The organism is Pseudoduganella sp., from assembly GCF_041914865.1.
Taxonomy (GTDB): Bacteria; Pseudomonadota; Gammaproteobacteria; order Burkholderiales; family Burkholderiaceae_D; genus Rugamonas.
Window position 1 is genome coordinate 15,437 of record NZ_JAYSCO010000062.1, and the last position, 18,070, is coordinate 33,506.

Here is an 18,070-nt window from a genome sequence, read left to right on the forward strand (position 1 = left end):
TTCGAATGCTAGAGTTTAATGCGTTTTTGATAATTCGGTCGTGTTGAATACTTCTTTCAGCGACTGAGCATCGAGAACTGCCTTGCTCCAGGCCGTGAGTTGTTCGAAGTCGGCTTTGGCCAGCTTGCGTTGCGTCGTTTGCGACAATGGCCCGAAACGCTGTTTCAGTTGTTCTGCCAGCACGAACGCCGCTCCTTTCAATTGCCCCTTGTCGATGAACATTTGCTCCAGAGAGCTGATGTACTCCATTTTGCGCTCCTGTTTCCCTTTGCGGACTGCCTGCCAGTATTGCCTCTCAAGCTCGGCGGGCAAGGTCATCATCCAGTTGATCGCTTTGAACAAAATAATTATGCGCTTCTTGCTCCAGCCATGCTGGAACAATAGTCTGGTGAGCCGCCATTTGGCAGCGTAGCGCTGCGCGGCATTTTCTTTCGTGCGCTGCGTGAGCAAATGCGCCAGTGTGAGCAAGGCGAAAGGGTTGCTTGATGCCTGCAGTTGCTCTTGGCGGTCGGCGAAGTCGAGCAGCTTGACGGTGGCGAACGTGATGCCCATCGATGTGCCGAGCAAGTCGTTGTGGAAACTGTGCGGACGCCAGTGCGAGTCGTCGTCGGCCAGCACCGCCAGGCTGGCGACTGGGCGGTCGTACTGTTCGAAGATCCGGTTGTTCAACGAATGTATGCGGCGCGCGAACGCGTCGTCGCGCTGGGACTGGACTTCGATATGCACCAGTATCCACTGTTCGCTGCCGTCGAGCAGGTGGACCGCCACCAGTTTGTCCGCCACGCGGCCGGCAGGGGCGTCGCCGAAGCCAGTCTGGGCCAACCCTTATCGAGGAAGCGCGGGCGGTGCGACCAGTCGATCTGGGCGCTCAGCTCGGGGAAGTAAAAGTCCATGAAGGCATGAAACGCGTGCGTGAGCATCAGCTTCCAGGGCGAATCGTAGCGGGCGGTGGGGGAGCGCGTGGGCATGGGCCCAGTCTGGCCAAACGCGGGGATGGGGTGTTGAGCCAGCGCAAAAAAAGGGCGCCGCAGCCTTGGAAAATCCTGCGACGCCCGGAGGGGAACTACTTCCTACAGGGAGATGTGGTGCTTAGAAGCGGTAGGCCAGCGACAGCTCCCAGCTGCGGCCGAACAGTGGGCGGGCGTTGATCGGGCCGGTGCCGCCGGTGGTCAGGCGGGAATTGCCTTCCGTCAGGCCGAGCTCGTTCGACACGTTGTTGGCGCTGAGGCGGATCTCAACCTTGTCGCCAATGGTGTACAGCGCGCCCAGGTCGACCGTCTTGTACGAGGGCAGGTATTGCAGGTTGGCCTGGTCGGCCCAGCGGTCGCCGACATAGGTGTAGGTGCCGTACAGCTTGAGGGCCTGGTTGTCGCCGACAGGGATGCGGTAGGTCGGGGTGAAGCGGTACTGCAGCTTGGGCTGGCGCTGCACCTTCTTGCCGGCGGTGGCGGGGTTGTCCTTGTATTTGGAGTCCTGCCAGTTGCCGGTCAGGCTCAGCGACAGGTCGCGGATCGGGCGCACGGCCAGCTCCACTTCCACGCCATCGCCCTTGGAACCGGACACCGAATTCAGGATGGTGCCGTTCGACAGGATCTGCTGGAAGGCGATGCCTTCAAAGTCGGTGTGGAAGTAGTTGATGTACGCGCTGTAGAGCTGGCCGGCGGTCTTGAAGCCGAGCTCGTACTGCTTGACCTTCGGCGTCGGCAGGATGTTGCGGTCGTCGACCTTGGCTTGGGTGCCGGTGTTGCGCAGGTCGTCGAAGGCGACAAAGGTGTGGCCCATATTGGCGCGCGCGAACACGCTGGCATCCCTGGCCAGCTTGTAGTTGCCGCCGATGGTGAAGCTGTTGGCCGAGTCGGTACGCGTAAGCGCGGTGTTGGCGCCGGTCGGCATCGAGGTATTGTTGTTGTAGACCGTCAGCGGGTTATTGTCGGTATCGCCGCTGCGCAGGTTGGAGATGGTGGCATCCAGCTTCTGCCGCTCGCGGCGCACGCCGCCGTCGACCTTGATGCGGTCGTTCACCTTCCATTCGTTGGCGATGTAGAGCGCGGTGTTGCTGCCGTCGTAGGAGGCGACCGGGGCGTAGAACACGCTGCCGTCCTTGCCGTTGTTGGAGACGATCACGCCGTTATCCAGCTTCACGTTGATCAGGCGCGCATTCGGCACCGCCGTCATCAGGTGGCTGCTGCCAAGGTACCACACGTCATCCGATGAGTAGTTGGCGAAGTAGCCGCCCACGGTTACGGTGTTGTCCTTCATCCATTCCTTGCTGACGCGCAGCTCGTCGGTGAAGGATTTCAGCTTCTTCTCCACCGCCCACAGGCCAGCCTGCACCACTTGCTGGCTGCCCGCGACCGGTGCGCCGTCGAGGTACGTCGCTGTGGCGACGGTGCCGCCATGCGAGGCCAGTGCCGCAGCGTTATAGGCGGACATGGTTAATGGGTTGTTGCCGGTGAACATGGCGATGGTGTTCAAGTCGCCGTTGAAGTGGTTGAATTTGTTGGAAACATTCCAGCCGCCGATGTTCTGGTCGAACTCCATGCCGAGCACGGTGGATTTCAGGCCGCGGCCATCGCCCAGGTCGTAGTTCAGGGTCTTGCCCGGCGCGGCTTCCACGGTGAAGCGGCGCATCTCGTTGCTCATCAGGGTGCCCTTGAGCGGGTCGAAGCCGGGGAATTCGGAAATGCTGCGTCCTTCGTTGCTGGAGATCAGCGGCACGCCGGTGTAGAAGGCGTTTTTGTCATCGGTGCGGCGCAGGTAGAAGGTGGCTTCGCCCTGGTCCAGCTTGCGGGTCAGGGTGGCGCTGACCTGGCCGCCGTCGTCGGCCGGGAAGCCGGCGTCGCGCACGCCATGGGTGTTGCGGTAGAAGCCGCCGATGGTGCCGTACCAGCCATCGGAAATTTTGCCGCCATAGAAGACATCGACGCGGCGCAGTTCGCCGGTGCCGGTGGTGAAGCGCACCGTGCCCTCCGGCGTGTCGCCGCCTTTCTTCAGGATGAAGTTCATGGTGGCGCCGGGCTGGCCGCTGGAGAAGATGGTGCTGGGACCGCCGCGCAGCACTTCGACGCGCTCGATGGTGTCATCCAGGCGGAAGGCCGAGGAGCCTTCGAAGAAGGAGAGGGTGGACACCGGGTACAGCGGGTTGCCCTGCATTTGCACCGAGACGAACGGCGAGTCGGAGCCGGACGGGAAGCCGCGCACCTGGATATTGGCGCCGGACTGGCCGCCGGTCGATTCCGCAAAGGCGCCCGGCACCAGCTTCATGACGTCGGCGGTGCTGATCGGGGCGGCTTGCTTGAGCTGTTCTTCCGAGGCGGTGGTGATCGAGAAGGCGGAATCGAGCTTGCGCACACCGCGCGCCGAGGCGACGCCGGTGACCACCACCTGCTGGATTTCCTTCTGGACTGCTTCTGTCGTTTCGCTGGACTGGCTCTCCTGTCCGGCGGCCTGGGCTTGGCCGATCAGGGTCAGCACGGCGATCGATATGGATGACAACAGGAACTTCCGATTGGTCTTCATACTTGTCTCTTCTTTCTGTTTTATGGTGATTCGGCTTCCAAGGCCAGATCATTGAAACAAGAAATGATATCGATGTCAATCGAAATGTTATCGATGTCATTTTGTTGTTGCAGGGTTTGGAAATCTGTCATAATGCCCCGCATGGCTGTCAATAAAACTATGGAAGACCTCGCCAAACTGGCCGGGGTTTCGAAAATTACCGTGTCGCGCGCCCTGCGTGGCAGTCCCCTCGTGACGGAAGAAACGCGGGAGAAAGTGCGCCAGATCGCGGAAGCCCAGGGCTACCGCCTGAACGTGAGCGCACGCAACCTGCGCATGGGGCGTTCGTACTCGGTGGCGGTTGTGGTGGAAATGACACCGGAAAAGGGCCGGCCCATGTCCGACCCTTACCCGCTGGAACTGCTGGGCGGGATCACGCAGGAGCTGACGACAGCCGGCTACAGCGTGGTGCTGACTTCGCGCCAGTTGCTGGACACGGCGCCGGTGCAGGGCGCCGACGGCCTGATCCTGCTGGGCCAGGGTTCGCATGGCGAGGCGGTGACCGCGCTCAAAAAGCGCAGCCAGCCGCTGGTGGTGTGGGGCGCGCCGGAAGCGGGCTCCGACACGGTGGTGGTCGGCAGCGATAACCGCAAGGGCGGCGCCAGCGTGGCCCAGCGCTTCATCGAACTGGGGCGCAAGAAGGTGGTTTTCCTGGGCGACGTGGACCACGCCGAGGTGCAGGAACGCTGCGCGGGCTTTATCGACGCGCTGGGCGGGCTGGGTACGGTGCATATCATGCGGCCGAAGGCTTTCACCTTCGAGGCTGGCTTCGATGGCATCGATTCCCTGCTGAAGAAGAAGGGCTTGTCGTTCGACGGCGTGTTCGCTGCCAGCGACTTGCTGGCGATGGGCGCGATCCGCGCGCTGGCCGAACGCGATGTGCGTGTGCCGGAGCAGGTCTCGGTCATCGGCTATGACGATACGCCGGGCGCGGTGAGCTTTGTCCCGCCGCTGACCAGCGTGCACCAGTACCTGCGCGACGGCGGGGTGCTGCTGGCGAAGAAGATGCTGGCGCTGCTGGAGGGGCAGGCCGTGGCGTCCGAAACGCTGCCGACGGCATTGATCGTCCGGGCCACTTAAAAATTTTTTATACGGAATCCAAACCGGTTTGAATGAGCAAGAAGGATGAAGATGCAGCACACTTTCCCCCTCGACGCCTGGTGTATCCGCGAAACATCCTTCGATGCGGCGTCGAATTTCCTGGATGAGACCCTGTTTGCGCTGGGCAATGGCTATATCGGCCTGCGCGGCACGCCGGAAGAAGGCTACGCGGGCTCGGCCGGCACGTCGCTGGACGGCACTTACCTGAACGGCTTCTACGAATCGGAGCCGATCCAGTATCCTGAGAACGCCTACGGCCTGGCACGCAACAACCAGTTCATGCTGAACGTGCCGAACGCCAAGGGCATCGCGCTGTGGCTGGGCGAAGAGCGCTTCAACCTGCTGCAGGGCAGCGTGGAGAGCTATGAGCGCCGCCTGGATTTCCGCACCGGCCTGCTGGAGCGCGAGCTGGTGTGGCAGGCGCCGTCGGGCCGCCGGGTGGCGCTGCGCAGCCGGCGCCTGGTCAGCTTCGCCAGCAAGCATTTGTTCGCCATCGAGTTCACGGTAACGCCGCTTGGCTTCGACGGCACGCTGCGTTTCGATTGCAGCGTGGATGGCGTGGTGCGCAACCAGGAAGCGGGCGACGACCCGCGCGTGGGATCGGCCACCAGCGGCCCGGCGCTGGCGCTGGTCGGCAACGAGCTGGCGCCGCATTTCGCCGCCCTGCAGCAGCGCACCCATAACAGCGGCTTCACGCTGGTGAGTGCTGCGGCGCAGGTGCTCGATGCCCCGCACACGCTGACCCAGGCCACGGAGCGCGACGGCCTGCGGCTGGTGCAGTCCTATCGCGTGGCGGCGCAGGCCGGGCAGGCGGTGCGGCTGGTGAAGTATGGTTGCTATTACAGCTCGCGCGACTATGCCGAAGACGAGCTGATGGCGCGCGCGCGCGCCGAACTGGAGGCGGCGCGCGGCGCCGGCTTCGATGCGCTGGCCGCGCAGCAGGCGGCCTACCTGGCCGATTTCTGGGCGCAGGCCGATGTCGAAGTGGCGGGCGACGACGCGCTGCAGCAGGGCATCCGCTTCAACCAGTTCCACCTGCTGCAGTCGGTGGGGCGCGACGGCAAGACCAATATCTCGGCCAAGGGCGTGACGGGCGAGGGCTACGAGGGCCACTACTTCTGGGATACGGAGATCTACATCTTCCCCTTCTTCCTGTACAACAAGCCCGAGATTGCGCGCAAGCTGCTGGAGTACCGCTACGCCGGCCTGCCCGCCGCGCGCGAACGGGCGCGCCAGATGTCGCACGCCAAGGGCGCGCTGTACCCATGGCGTACCATCGCGGGCGAGGAGTGCTCGGCCTACTTCCCGGCCGGCACGGCGCAGTACCACATCAATGCCGACGTGGCGTATTCGATCAAGCAGTACATGGACGCCACCGGCGACGATGCCTACCTGCTGCAGTACGGCGCCGAGATCCTGCTTGAAACGGCGCGCATCTGGCTCGGCATCGGCAGCTACAACCGCGCCGGCGACTTCGTGATCAACGAAGTGACCGGGCCGGACGAGTACACCGCACTGGTGAACAACAACTACTACACCAACGCCATGGCGCGCATGCACCTGCAGTTCGCCGCCGCCGTCGGCGAACGCATCGCGCGCGAGCATCCGCTGGAATGGGCGCGCATTGCGGCCGCCGTGGCGCTGGCGGACGGCGAGCTGGAGGAATTCCGCCACGCCGCCGCCGCCATGCTGCTGCCGTACGACGAGGTGCTCGGCATCCATCCGCAGGACGACAGCTTCCTCGACAAGAAGGTGTGGGACTTCGCCGGCACGCCGGACGACAAATACCCGCTGCTGCTGAACTACCACCCGCTGGTGATCTACCGCCACCAGGTGTGCAAGCAGGCCGACGTGGTCCTGGCGCTGCTGCTGCTGGGCGAGCAGTTCACGCTCGAGGACAAAAAGCGCGACTTCGACTACTACGAGGCGGTGACGACGCACGATTCCTCGCTCTCGTCGTGCATCTTCAGCATCATCGCCTCCGAAGTCGGCTATGCCGACAAGGCCTACGACTATTTCATGGAGACGGCGCGGCTGGACCTGGACGACACGCACGGCAATACGCACTACGGCGTGCACACCGCCGCCATGGCCGGCACCTGGCTCGGCGTGGCCTACGGCTTTGGCGGTATGCGCGTAGTGAATGGCGAAGTGCGCTTTGCGCCGACGCTGCCGAAACAGTGGCAGCATTACCAGTTCCGCATCCACCTGCATGGCAGCCTGCTGCAGGTGCGCGTCAGCGCCGGCGGCGCCCAATACACGCTGCTGCGCGGCGAGGGGCTGTCTTTCCGCCATCGTGGCGAGGCCGTTGCGCTTTCGCCGGCAGAACCCACCAAGGAGCTTGCATGAAAGCCGTGATCTTCGACTTGGACGGCGTCATCACCGACACCGCGCACTACCATTTCCTCGCCTGGCGGAAGCTGGCGCAGTCGCTGGGCGTGCACTTCGACGAAGCCTTCAACGAGAACCTGAAAGGCATCGACCGCATGGGCTCACTGGAGCTGATCCTGGCGGGCGCACCGCGCAAATTCTCCGATGCCGAGAAGCTGGCGCTGGCGGATGACAAGAATGAGCATTACAAGACGCTGATCGCGGAAATGTCGCCCGCCGACCTGCTGCCGGGCGCGGTGGCTGCGCTCGACTGGTGCCGCGCGCAAGGCTTGAAGGTGGGCCTTGCGTCGGTGAGCAAGAACGCCTTCACGGTGCTGGAAAGCCTTGGCATCACTGAAAAATTCGACTATGTCGTCGACGCGGCGAAGATCGCGCGCGGCAAACCCGATCCCGAAATTTTCCTGCGCGCCGCGTCGGAACTGGGCGTAGACCCAGCCGAATGCGTGGGCGTGGAGGACGCCGTTGCCGGCGTGAGCGCCATCAAGGCGGCCGGCATGTTTGCCATCGGCGTGGGCCAGCCGGCCACGCTGTGGCAGGCCGACACGGTGATCCCGGGACTGCAGCAGTTCATAAATACAATGGAGACACTATGCAAAACCGGCGCATCATCTGGGTCCTGTTCCTGATCTACTTCACCTTCGCCATCCTGCTGAACAGCGTCGGCACGGTGATCCTGCAGGTGATTAACAACTACGGCGTCAGCAAGTCCGCCGCCAGCGTGCTGGAAGGCTTCAAGGACTTGCCGATTGCCGTGGTGTCCTTCCTGGTGGCGAGCTTCCTGCCGCGCATCGGCTACAAAAAGGCCATGCTCGCCGGGCTGGCCATCGTCACGGTGGCTTGCCTGTCCATGCCGCTGCTGCCATCGTTCGCCACCACCAAGATGCTGTTCCTGTGCGTCGGCGTCGCCTTCGCGCTGGTGAAGGTATCGGTCTATTCCACCCTCGGCCTGGTTGCAGCCGACCGCAAACAGCACGCCGGCATCATGAACACGCTGGAAGGCTTCTTCATGGTTGGCGTGCTGTGCGCCTACTGGGTATTCAGCTTCTTCATCGATTCCGCCGATCCGCGCTCGCAAAGCTGGCTGCAGGTGTACTGGCTGCTGGCCGGCCTGTGCGCGCTGACCTTTGCGCTGCTGGCCGCCACGCCGTTCGACGAGCGCCTGGCAGCGCCGCCGGAAGCGCGCAGCCTGCCGCAGGAATTCGCGGCCATGCTGAAGCTGTTCTTCAAGCCGCTGGTATGCGTGTTCGTGCTGACGGCCTTCCTGTACGTGCTGATCGAGCAGAGCGTGGGCACCTGGCTGCCGACCTTCAACAATGAGATCCTGCACCTGCCGGCCGCCATGAGCGTGCAGGTCACCAGCATCTTCGCCGCCTGCCTGGCGGTGGGGCGCCTGTCGGCGGGCGTGCTGATGCGGCGGCTGCGCTGGTATCCGGTGATGAATGGCTGTCTGCTCGGCATGGGCGTGGTGGTGCTGGTGGCGCTGCCGATGACGCACAACGTGGCGGTACCGGCCGATGCGGGCTGGCTCGACGCGCCGCTGGCGGCTTTCGTGTTCCCGTTGATCGGCCTGTTCATGGCGCCGGTCTACCCCGGCATCAACTCGGTGATGCTCAGTTCCCTGCCCAAGCACCAGCATTCGGCGATGACCGGCCTGCTGGTGATCTTTTCGGCGCTGGGCGGCACCACCGGCTCGCTGGTCACCGGCTATGTGTTCGGCGCCGTCAGCGGCCACTTTGCGTTCTACCTGACGCTGGTGCCGATCGCGATCGTGCTGGTCACGCTGTACTTCTTCAAGCGCGCGGTGGACGGCAGCGATGGCGGCATGGAGGCGCGGGCTATAATTTCGCCATGAACCTGAAGAGCCTGGCCGACCAACTCGGCATGTCCAAGACCACGGTCAGCCGCGCGCTGAACGGCTATCCCGAAGTCAGCGAAGTCACGCGCGAGCGCGTGCTGCGCGCGGCGCGGGAGGCGGGCTACCAGGCCAACCCCATGGCGCGCAGCCTGGCGGTGGGACGCAGCAATGTGCTCGGCACCATCTATCCGCTGCTGCCGGCGGACCTGGGCGACCCGATGTTCTTGGAAGTAGTCGGCGGTATGTCGGGCGCGCTGGAGCAGAAGCAAATGAACTTCATCATCGCGCCGGTGTCGCAGGCGAATGAGATGCCGTCCTATGAACAGATGGTGCGTGGACGCCGCGTCGATGGCCTGGTGGTAAGCCGCACGCTGGTGCACGACGAACGCATCGCCTACCTGGTGCGCGCCGGCTTTCCCTTCGTCGCCCACGGCCGCACCCAGCTCGATGCGCCATACGCCTGGTTCGATTACGACAACGAGGCCGGCATCCGCATGGCCGTGGAGCGCCTGCTGGCGCTGGGCCACCAGCGCATTGCCATGGTCAGCGCGCCGCTGGCGTTGAACTTCGCGGCCCAGCGCCGCAGCAGCCTCCTATCCACGCTTGCCAGCGCCGGACTCGCCGTCGACCCGCGCCACCTGGTCGACGACTGCATCGACCGCCGCGCCGGTTACAGCGCCGTGCAAGCGCTGCTGGCGGCCAGCCCCCGCCCAAGCGCCATCATTGTCGATAACCACCTGGCCGGCGTCGGCGCCGTGCGCGCGCTGCTGGACGCCGCCGTGGCGATTGGCCGCGATATCTCACTGATCGTCTGGGGCAGCATGGCCGATACGCTGGCCGATATTGACGTCACCACCATCGACCAACCCAACGCCCGCGCTGCCGGCGCGAAAATGGCCGATATGCTGCTCGCCCTAATCGACGGCAAGCCTGCCAACTCATTGCAGGAGCTATGGCAACCTGTGCTCACAGCTGGTGCTACCGTTGGCTTACCTTAGCGTCAGACTTGGCCTCGTATATTGAGAAAGCCGAACCAGTAGTAACCTTTCCCCAAATGGCGCGGCTGGGCAAGGTGACACATGACTTGACCTAAGGGTTCGACCCTGCGTGTCAGATTGGTGCCCTTGCTCATTTCCATTTGAAAGTCCGGACAGTATCTGAGGCTGCCGCTGGTCGCGCAAGCCTGCATACGAGGAGGGAAAGCCATGGACACGGAAGCTCCTGCCGTTGGGATCGACGTCAGCAAGCATAAGTTGGATGTTGCTCTGCTGATCGGTGGCAAAGTGCGCAGCAAATCGGTACCAAATTCACCAGCCGGTTACCGGGAATTAAAGATGTGGATGACAAAGCAGAAGGTCGCGTTCGATCAATGCCTGGTTTGCATGGAATCGACGGGAGCGTACAGCGAACCAGTCGCAATTGGTCTGCAGGCACTCGGATTTACAGTAAGCGTTGTCAACCCAGCTCGCATTAAAGGCTTCGGGCAAAGCGAGCTTGTGCGCAACAAGAACGACGGCATTGATGCAGCATTGATTGCGCGGTACTGCGCGATGATGAATCCCGCTCCATGGAAAGCACCGTCGCCTGAGCAACGGCGCCTGCGCGCAATGTGTGATCGACTAAGGGCATTAAAGGACATGCGCCAGCAGGAAGAGAACCGAATCGAAGCATGCCGGACCGTCGAGAGTTCCGAGATGGCGGCGCATATACACCAGCATGTGGTTTGGCTCAGCTTGCAGATCAAGCAGCTAGAACATGAAATTGACGAACATATCGAACATCATTCGGGCCTCAAGCGGGATGCCGACCTAATGGCCAGCATTCCCGGTATCGGACGAGCTACGGTCGCGGTCATGCTTGGATATATCGGGGACCTGCATCGATTTGGGAGTGCGAAGGCATTGGCCGCCCATCTTGGCGTAAGTCCACGCCAGCGCATATCTGGGACTTCTGTGCGTGGGCGTACCACCATGAGCCGAACAGGGAACCGGGCCACGCGCAGCGCGCTTTACATGCCGGCCGTTGTGGCTAGCCGCCACAATCCTGTGCTCAGGGCGTTTTCGGAGCGCCTTCATGCAAACGGCTTGCCGAAGAAGGCAGTGATTGGCGCCGTTATGAGAAAGCTAGTCCATCTGATGTATGCGGTGGTGCGATCTGGTATCGCCTTCGAGCCCAATTACCAGGAAGGGCCTGCGAGAAGTGGGACTTCGTCTGGGTCGTGACGTTAAGCTGCAGCCTCTGGCTTGGATAGCTCACGCAGGATAGCGCAGTCCGAGGACGTTGAACGGGCATTGCAGCGTCCCCGAATTGTCAGCAGTTCTTCGCGCAGCGACGTGAGCTGTGCAATGCGCTCAGCGACTTGATCTATATGCCTGTCTATCAGCGCATTAACACTGCCGCAATCCTCTTCAGGTGCATCACGCGATGCCAGGAGTTGGATAATCTCATCAAGGCCAATGTCCAGGCTGCGACAGTGTCGGATGAATTGAATGCGGCGGACCGACGACTCGTCATACGAACGGTAATTCGACTCACTTCGACTTAAAGCATCAAGCAAACCACGCCGTTCATAAAACCGTAGTGTTTCCACCGTGCAACCAGTTAGCCGAGCCAACTCTCCAATCTTCATGACAACTCCCACAAAATCTCTTGACCCTATAGTAGGTACAGGGTCTCTAATTGGCAAGACCGAATAAAATTGGAGATTTGTATGTCGGATTGCTGTTCTGGAGGCTGCAGTACCCAACCGCCGGTGGACCCGCGCTACCGGCGCGCCCTGATGTTCGCACTAATCATCAATTCGATCATGTTTGTGGTCGAACTCGCGAGCGGCATCAAAGCCGATTCGGTCTCTCTACTTGCCGATGCAGTGGACTTCCTGGGTGACGCGGGGAACTATGCGTTATCGCTTTACGTTCTTTCAATGGGGCTCGTATGGCGGTCCCGAGCAGCCCTGTTTAAGGGGCTGACGATGGGTGCCTACGGTGTGTTCGTCTTAGGTAAAGCCGCATGGACCTTGAAATCCGGCACAGTGCCCGAGGCTGTCACAATGAGTGCCATTGGTGCTCTGGCGTTTGCGGCGAATGGCGCAGTAGCGATCATGCTGTACACCTTCCGCAGTGGCGACGCCAACATGCGGTCGGTTTGGCTCTGTACTCGTAACGACATGATCGGCAACGTGGCAGTCATTCTAGCGGCCGCTGGCGTGTTCGGAACGCAGTCCGCTTGGCCGGACCTATTGGTTGCGGGTGTGATGGGGGTTCTTGGACTGACTGCCGCAACCGCTGTTATCCGCCAGGCCCTTACTGAGCTTGCTAGTCCAACCAGGCAGCAATCGCGAGAACTGCGCCGTTGAATCGATTAGTTTCAGTCATTGAAGCCAAGAAAGGAACTATTGACGATTCATCGTTTCCTTCAGTTGGTTCAATGCTGAGTCCAGCTCCGCGTCTCGCCGTTGGAGCAAGTCCAGTTTGAGCGCATGATTGGCGTTTGCGCATGAAATCCCTTCAGGGGTTGCCCGCCAAATCCGCTGGGCACGGTCGTCAGTATCGTTTATCTTCTGCCGGTTACAGGATTCCGCAACCGCTTTGGCATAGTCTAAATTCGCTTGAAAGTAATTTAGTGGTTTTGCGGTGATGCTTGGCCTTCCCCCGTCCTGAATTGTCCACCAAAGCTGAAATCCAATTCCCATTGACAGGACCAGGAGCAGCATAAGGGATGCATACAAGACGTATCGGTGTCGGCCATTGGCTATTTGGTGATACATGAGTCCCCCCCATGTGGGCCGGTCACTAACCTCGCGAACAACATCCGCCTTCAGGATTTTGCATTGGTGGACAAACCACCGTGCCGTATGAACAGTAGACGCAGCAGTCGCCTTGCTTCGGTCGAAGGACGGTATGGCATTTCTCACATTCATAGTGCCACTGGCAGGCATCGACTGGCATCGTCTCCTGTTTGGCATGACCGCAAACTGGGCATGTCAGAACTGAATCAAGGACGACGACGCTCATTTCGGTTCTCCAACTGCCTTGGATGGGTAGCCAGCCTCTTCAGTCGCTTTAGTCAAGGCGGCGATGTTGGTCTTTGAATCATCGAAAGTCACTACAGCTTCGCGTTTTTCAAAATTCACTTCGATTGCGCTTACGCCGGGCACACGACTAAGCGCTTTCTTCACTGTAATCGGACAAGTCGCACAATCCATTCCAGGTACCGATAAAGTGACTCCTTTGGAGGCCGCCCACGAAGCGGAGCTCAGGGCGAATAAGGCAATCGCGACTGCAAATTTTTGCATGATTTGTTCCTTGAGTTAGTAGAACCAGGGAGCTATCCAGGGAAAGCTGACAGCGATGAGAAGCAGCAAGACGACCATGATGTACAACACCTGATACGACCACCTGACTTGTGGGATCGCGCAAGCTTCTCCTGGAGCACAGTCTGTCGTAGGACGCCAGACGCGGCGCCAGGACATTGCCAGCGCTACAAATGAGATACCTACGAAGAAAGGTCGATACGGCTCAAGCTGCGTTAATGACCCGATCCATGCGCCCGAAACTCCCAGCATGAGCAACAGTAACGGACCGAGACAGCACGTTGAAGCTAGAATTGCGGCGACGCCTGCCGCAAGAAGGCCGACGCGCCCCGTTCTGCGGCTTGCCTTGGTTGGTAATTTCGAGTTCATAGCGTAAGCTTAATCCCGTACATAAGTACGGAATCAAGAAAAATGAACGAAATCGAATTCACTATTGGCGCTTTGGCAAAATCAGCAGGCGTGAACCTGGAGAGCATTCGCTTCTATCAACGCAAAGGGTTAATGGCGGAGCCCGACCGAATACGCGGAACTATTCGGCGGTACGGCGCTACTGACCTCGCACGACTGCAATTCATCAAGGCTGCGCAGAGAATCGGCTTCTCGCTCGATGAGGTAGCTGAATTGTTGCGATTAGACGATGGCACGCACTGCGAAGAAGCCCGTCATCTGGCCGAGCAGAAATTGCGCGATGTGCGAGAGCGAATCGCTGATCTTGGCAGGATCGAGAAAGCTCTGGACCAATTGGTAGTCAGCTGCTGCGAAGTTGCAGGGAACGTGAAATGTCCTTTAATTGAATCGCTCTACCATCGGACATAACTTGAAAAACAAGACAGTATCTAACAGGGATTGTCAGTTGCGAGCAGCTTTCGCCACCGAACACAAGAGTCAAGGCACTCACCGTGTCTCACTTCGTCGTTCCGTTGCCAAATTTAGCTCAAGGGCTCGTTCGCGGGCCTGATGGAGCGGGCGGCTAAACACCGCCATGACCAATCCCAGCGCTAAACCAGCAATTCGGGCGGTCTGGTATGCATGACGGTCACCAAACGCCGCACGGGCTGCCAGAGCTGCGTGGACTTTTCCTGCGGTCGCAAAGTCAGTTCGCCTGGTCATCTTCGTACCCTACTCCCAATTCAGGTAACCAGATGTTCGTTACGCCAAACACGTAGCTCGGCGCGTGCAGCCAAGGTGAAATGCGGGAATCTGCCTGATGGGGGGCAACGCAGAGTTGGTCGAACAGGCATATGATGATTAGGTACGAAAGTGGAAGTTGATTTCCCATGAATACCCTAGCCATCGTCGGCATCCTTTTGATGCTTCCATTCGCTTACGGCGCGCTATTTCAGTCCCGTCCGAAAAACTGGGTGCCGGAACATGCGTCCATCGCAATGCTGGAGATCGCAGGGCTAGTCATTGGCCTGATCCTGTTTCTAATCGGTGTGTTTGCATGACCCGCCATTTCGCGAAATGGTGGACAATCGGGTCCCTGGCGACTTGAAAAACAAGACAGTATCTGACATTGCCCGCCAGATAGGTTAGAGTTCTCGTTAGCTAGGCGGCAGTCACATTATTCATCCAACAATTTGACGAGGGAGTATGCATGACTGAAAAGAGACTGGACGTGACCGTTCTGGAGGCACTGAACCATTTGATCAGCAATCATCCACAGCTCCTCGCGTCCGTATACGAAATCGTGCATGACCGGCTCGGACTGCCGAAGAACGAACTGCCTTATGTGTTGGGGCATAACCGCATCCCCCTCATCGACATCCACCAGTTCGACTATGATCGCGAACTTGGCGTCGAGATGGACATTCGTACCAAGTACAACTACGACGGCATCCTGGCGCGCATCTACGCCGAGAACAAGGGCTGCCTGGTGCACAAATGGCACCAATATATTCCGCTTTACGACCGCTACTTTGGCCCATACCGCGGCAAGAAGATCCGCTTCCTGGAGATAGGCGTCAGCAAAGGCGGCAGCCTGCAAATGTGGCGCAAGTACTTCGGCGACGAAGCGATTATTTATGGCATCGACCTCGACCCCGAATGCGCGAAATTAGATGGCCAAGCGGGCCAGGTGCGCATCGGTTCGCAGACCGACCTGCAGTTCCTGGCGTCCGTGGTCGACGAGATGGGGGGCGTCGACATCGTGCTCGATGACGGCAGCCACCATATGGACCACATCCCCGTCACGCTGAAAGCCCTTTTCCCGAAAGTCAGCGAGGGAGGGCTGTACCTGATCGAAGATTTGCATACGGCTTACTGGGAAACCTTCGGGGGCAGCTACCGCTCGCCAACCAACTTCTTCAGCACAGTCATACAGGATTTGATCGACGACATGCACCACTGGTACCACAAGGATGGTCAGAGGCGGCCGGAAGTCAGCAATTTCTGTCCAGGCGTTCATATACATGATTCCCTCGTGGTGCTGGAGAAGCAGCGTGTGCTACGGCCTTCGCGTTCAATGATTGCCTAATTACGGATGGAGGGCCTGGCGCAGCTCTGCTGGCGCTGCCTCCCCGCCGGGGCCAACGGCATGCACGGGGCGTATTCGGGTGCCAGCGACTGCAAGTTGCGAAGCGGCTAAGCTCTGATGGCCTCTACCGGCACTGCTTCATGATCAGCTAATGGAAGGATGGCCTGGCGGTAGGGTTGCACTTCGTTTTCCACATACCAATTAGCCCACAGCCGGTGACGCGCGCGGCCGTCTTCGGCGCGGTCGGGTTCCAGGCTCAGGTAGTTGCGCGCGCCGATGTAGCGGTGCGAGGTGCCGGGGAATTTGTACATGGCGGTGCTGATGCCGCCTTCCAGCTGCTCCACTTTGTCGCCCACATGCTCGAGGTAGAACAGCGCCATGGCCGGCGGCGGAGGGTGCACCACGCCGGACGACGTCAGCTGGTGGATGGTGATCGGCTTGCCCTGGTAGCTCTTCTGGCTCGATTCGATGGCGCCAATCGCGGCCACGTGCACGTCGCCTGAGAGGATGGTGACGCGGCCGCCGGTGCGCTGCGACCATTCCTGCAGGCGGTGGATCAGGCGCAGGCGCTCCCACTGGTGGGTGCGGCTGAGCCAGTGGTCTTTCAGGTCGTCTTCCAGCTCCTGCTGGCCGGGCAGGGCGCACAGCAACATTTCCAGTGTGCTGAAGTCGGGATGCACGACCGGGATGCTGGACATCAGCAGCAGGTGCTTGCAATCGGTCTGGGCGTCGAGCCAGCGGTAGGCGGCATCCCAGGAGGCGGGGCTCATGACTTGGTCGGGCGTGCGCTCGCTGCGCAGGTCGAGCACCAGCAGGCCGTAATCGCCGATGCGGGCGGCTTTGCTGAAGCCGGGCTGCAGCGGCAGGCGTAGCGGCACCTCTTCGTGTGCGGCGCTGTGCTGCTGGAACAGCAGGAAGTAGTCGCGCGCCACCTGGTAGATCATCTCGAATACCGGCGATTGCTGGAAGGCGGGCGGGTAGGAGCCCCAGCCGTCGATGATGTCGTGGTCGTCCCACATCATCACGGTGGGGACGGTGGCCATCATGCGCGCGATGTGTTGGTAGGACCAGACCTTCAGGTAATTGGCGAAGAAGAAGTCGTCGACTTCGGTTTGCAGCGCTTTGCTGACCGGCTTTTTGGCGAGCTTTTTGTCGTTCGGCGCGGCTGCCCAGTCGCGCAGGGAGGTGGTGGTCCACATGGCGTCGCTGTACACCTGGTCGCCGCCCATCAGCAGCAGGTGGTAGGGGCGCTGCGCGTGGTTGGCGTGCATCTTGTTCCAGACCGGGTCCTGCGGGATGTCCTTCATCTTCTTGTAGTCGGAGAAGCCGTTGCAGGAGGTGTAGGCGCAGGTGGGGGCGCTGTCGCGCGCGGGGACGGTGAAGCTGTGGGACTGGCCGTCGACCGTGTATTCGATCTGCAGGTCGCGCGTGGGGTGCTGGTCGACGCTGATTAGCCAGCTGTCGGCGTGGTGCACGCTGCGTTTGTGCAGGCGGCTGCGCAGGCGGCGCGCTGTGGGCGCGAGTGGGGTTGCGGCGCTGGTTGCGCTAGGGAGTACGCTGGCTTGGAAGGTGGGCTCGGTTTCGCCGGTCCAGATGACCAGGGCGCTGACGGTCCATTTGCCGTCGGCGCATCCGCAGAATTTCAGGATGGGGCCTAGCACAACTGCCACATTACTCTCCTTGCAATATTGATAAATATTGCATAGTACATGAGGTTGGTGGTTTGGCGTACGGACGGTGTCCTGGAACGGCTTTAGGCTGTGACTACTGTTCTGTTGTCACAGGGAGGCTGTCATGGGGAAGTATTTCTTGGCTTGGCTGTTGGGCGTGCCGGGGATTGTGTTGTTGTTGATTTGGCTGTTCTTCCATTAACCCCGGTAAACCAGGGTCAGGCCCAAGGGCCTGACCCTTCCTGCATTACATATTGCGGCGGTATTGGCCGCCAACTTCGAACAGCGCGGTCGTGATCTGGCCCAGCGAGCAGACGCGGGCGGCGTCCATCAGCTTGGCGAACACGTTTTCGTTGTCGATGGCGGCTTTCTGCAAGGCTGCCAGGGCGGCCGGCGCTTTGTCGGCGTTGCGGGCGTGGAAGTCGGCCAGGCGGGTCAGCTGCGATTGCTTTTCGTCGTCGGTGGAGCGGGCCAGTTCGATGGTGGCCGGGGCTTCCGAACCTTTCGGGTTGCGGAAGGTGTTGACGCCGATGATAGGCAGCGAGCCGTCGTGCTTCTTGTGCTCGTACAGCAGCGACTCTTCCTGGATCTTGCCGCGCTGGTAGCCGGTTTCCATCGCGCCCAGCACGCCGCCGCGTTCGGCGATGCGTTCGAATTCCTGCAGCACGGCTTCCTCCACCAGGTCGGTCAGCTCTTCGATGATGAAG

19 protein-coding genes are annotated in these 18,070 nt (G+C 60.7%); 10 read left to right on the forward strand and 9 right to left on the reverse strand.

The window, feature by feature from the left end:
• Positions 1-15: 15 nt before the first annotated feature.
• Both ACE3TQ_RS22180 and ACE3TQ_RS22185 read right to left on the reverse strand, forming a co-directional pair.
• Positions 16-822 carry a DUF4351 domain-containing protein gene (locus ACE3TQ_RS22180; protein ID WP_374585087.1) on the reverse strand — a complete coding sequence of 269 codons (807 nt, stop codon included), beginning with the start codon at positions 820-822 and terminating at the stop codon, positions 16-18.
• 267 nt (positions 823-1,089) lie between these two features.
• On the reverse strand, positions 1,090-3,519 hold the full coding sequence (locus ACE3TQ_RS22185) for a TonB-dependent receptor (RefSeq protein WP_374585089.1): 2,430 nt from the start codon (positions 3,517-3,519) through the stop codon (positions 1,090-1,092).
• A gap of 141 nt (positions 3,520-3,660) precedes the next feature.
• Here ACE3TQ_RS22185 and ACE3TQ_RS22190 point away from each other — a divergent pair, with 141 nt between their 5' ends.
• From ACE3TQ_RS22190 to ACE3TQ_RS22215, 6 genes are all read left to right on the forward strand, one after another.
• A complete protein-coding gene (locus ACE3TQ_RS22190; protein ID WP_374585091.1) occupies positions 3,661-4,638 on the forward strand; it encodes a LacI family DNA-binding transcriptional regulator in 978 nt (325 codons plus the stop codon).
• A 51-nt stretch (positions 4,639-4,689) separates the two neighbouring features.
• Positions 4,690-7,008, forward strand: a complete 2,319-nt coding sequence (locus ACE3TQ_RS22195) for a glycoside hydrolase family 65 protein (protein WP_374585093.1) — start codon at positions 4,690-4,692, stop codon at positions 7,006-7,008.
• On the forward strand, positions 7,005-7,676 hold the full coding sequence (pgmB, locus tag ACE3TQ_RS22200; RefSeq protein ID WP_374585095.1) for a beta-phosphoglucomutase: 672 nt from the start codon (positions 7,005-7,007) through the stop codon (positions 7,674-7,676). Before ACE3TQ_RS22195 ends, pgmB begins: the two co-directional genes overlap by 4 nt.
• On the forward strand, positions 7,640-8,902 hold the full coding sequence (locus tag ACE3TQ_RS22205; protein WP_374585097.1) for a sugar MFS transporter: 1,263 nt from the start codon (positions 7,640-7,642) through the stop codon (positions 8,900-8,902). Before pgmB ends, ACE3TQ_RS22205 begins: the two co-directional genes overlap by 37 nt.
• Complete coding sequence (locus tag ACE3TQ_RS22210) at positions 8,899-9,903, forward strand: substrate-binding domain-containing protein (RefSeq protein WP_374585099.1); 1,005 nt, start codon at positions 8,899-8,901, stop codon at positions 9,901-9,903. Before ACE3TQ_RS22205 ends, ACE3TQ_RS22210 begins: the two co-directional genes overlap by 4 nt.
• A 207-nt stretch (positions 9,904-10,110) precedes the next feature.
• Positions 10,111-11,127: an IS110 family transposase gene (locus tag ACE3TQ_RS22215; RefSeq protein WP_161028264.1), complete on the forward strand. Its 1,017-nt coding sequence runs from the start codon at positions 10,111-10,113 to the stop codon at positions 11,125-11,127.
• 2 nt (positions 11,128-11,129) lie between these two features.
• On the opposite strand, the gene cadR is transcribed toward ACE3TQ_RS22215, so the two are convergent.
• A complete protein-coding gene (gene cadR, locus ACE3TQ_RS22220; protein WP_161028265.1) occupies positions 11,130-11,534 on the reverse strand; it encodes a Cd(II)/Pb(II)-responsive transcriptional regulator in 405 nt (134 codons plus the stop codon).
• A gap of 81 nt (positions 11,535-11,615) precedes the next feature.
• Here cadR and ACE3TQ_RS22225 point away from each other — a divergent pair, with 81 nt between their 5' ends.
• Positions 11,616-12,260, forward strand: a complete 645-nt coding sequence (locus ACE3TQ_RS22225; RefSeq protein ID WP_161028266.1) for a cation transporter — start codon at positions 11,616-11,618, stop codon at positions 12,258-12,260.
• Between the two features lie 36 nt (positions 12,261-12,296).
• On the opposite strand, the gene ACE3TQ_RS22230 is transcribed toward ACE3TQ_RS22225, so the two are convergent.
• From ACE3TQ_RS22230 to merT, 4 genes are all read right to left on the reverse strand, one after another.
• Entirely contained in the window at positions 12,297-12,617 is a 321-nt protein-coding gene (locus ACE3TQ_RS22230; RefSeq protein ID WP_374585101.1) for a hypothetical protein, read from the reverse strand.
• Between the two features lie 79 nt (positions 12,618-12,696).
• Positions 12,697-12,918 (reverse strand): GDCCVxC domain-containing (seleno)protein, encoded by a 222-nt coding sequence (locus ACE3TQ_RS22235; RefSeq protein ID WP_374585102.1) that lies wholly within the window; start codon positions 12,916-12,918, stop codon positions 12,697-12,699.
• Complete coding sequence (gene merP, locus ACE3TQ_RS22240) at positions 12,915-13,199, reverse strand: mercury resistance system periplasmic binding protein MerP (protein WP_374585104.1); 285 nt, start codon at positions 13,197-13,199, stop codon at positions 12,915-12,917. Before merP ends, ACE3TQ_RS22235 begins: the two co-directional genes overlap by 4 nt.
• Before the next feature lie 15 nt (positions 13,200-13,214).
• On the reverse strand, positions 13,215-13,586 hold the full coding sequence (merT, locus tag ACE3TQ_RS22245; RefSeq protein ID WP_161028268.1) for a mercuric ion transporter MerT: 372 nt from the start codon (positions 13,584-13,586) through the stop codon (positions 13,215-13,217).
• A gap of 42 nt (positions 13,587-13,628) precedes the next feature.
• On the opposite strand from merT, the gene merR reads away from it, so the two are divergent.
• The 3 genes from merR (at position 13,629) to ACE3TQ_RS22260 (ending at position 15,693) form a co-directional block, all read left to right on the forward strand.
• A complete protein-coding gene (gene merR, locus ACE3TQ_RS22250; RefSeq protein WP_161028269.1) occupies positions 13,629-14,033 on the forward strand; it encodes an Hg(II)-responsive transcriptional regulator in 405 nt (134 codons plus the stop codon).
• 461 nt (positions 14,034-14,494) lie between these two features.
• Positions 14,495-14,665 (forward strand): hypothetical protein, encoded by a 171-nt coding sequence (locus tag ACE3TQ_RS22255; protein WP_161028270.1) that lies wholly within the window; start codon positions 14,495-14,497, stop codon positions 14,663-14,665.
• 149 nt (positions 14,666-14,814) lie between these two features.
• The gene (locus ACE3TQ_RS22260; protein WP_374585107.1) at positions 14,815-15,693 is read left to right on the forward strand and encodes a class I SAM-dependent methyltransferase; all 879 of its coding nucleotides are present in this window, start codon (positions 14,815-14,817) and stop codon (positions 15,691-15,693) included.
• A 107-nt stretch (positions 15,694-15,800) separates the two neighbouring features.
• On the opposite strand, the gene ACE3TQ_RS22265 is transcribed toward ACE3TQ_RS22260, so the two are convergent.
• Positions 15,801-17,363, reverse strand: coding sequence for an alkaline phosphatase D family protein (locus ACE3TQ_RS22265; protein WP_374585109.1), 1,563 nt, complete (start codon positions 17,361-17,363; stop codon positions 15,801-15,803).
• A 247-nt stretch (positions 17,364-17,610) separates the two neighbouring features.
• The coding region (locus tag ACE3TQ_RS22270; protein ID WP_374585111.1) for a methylmalonyl-CoA mutase family protein at positions 17,611-18,070 on the reverse strand (460 nt) is incomplete at its 5' end.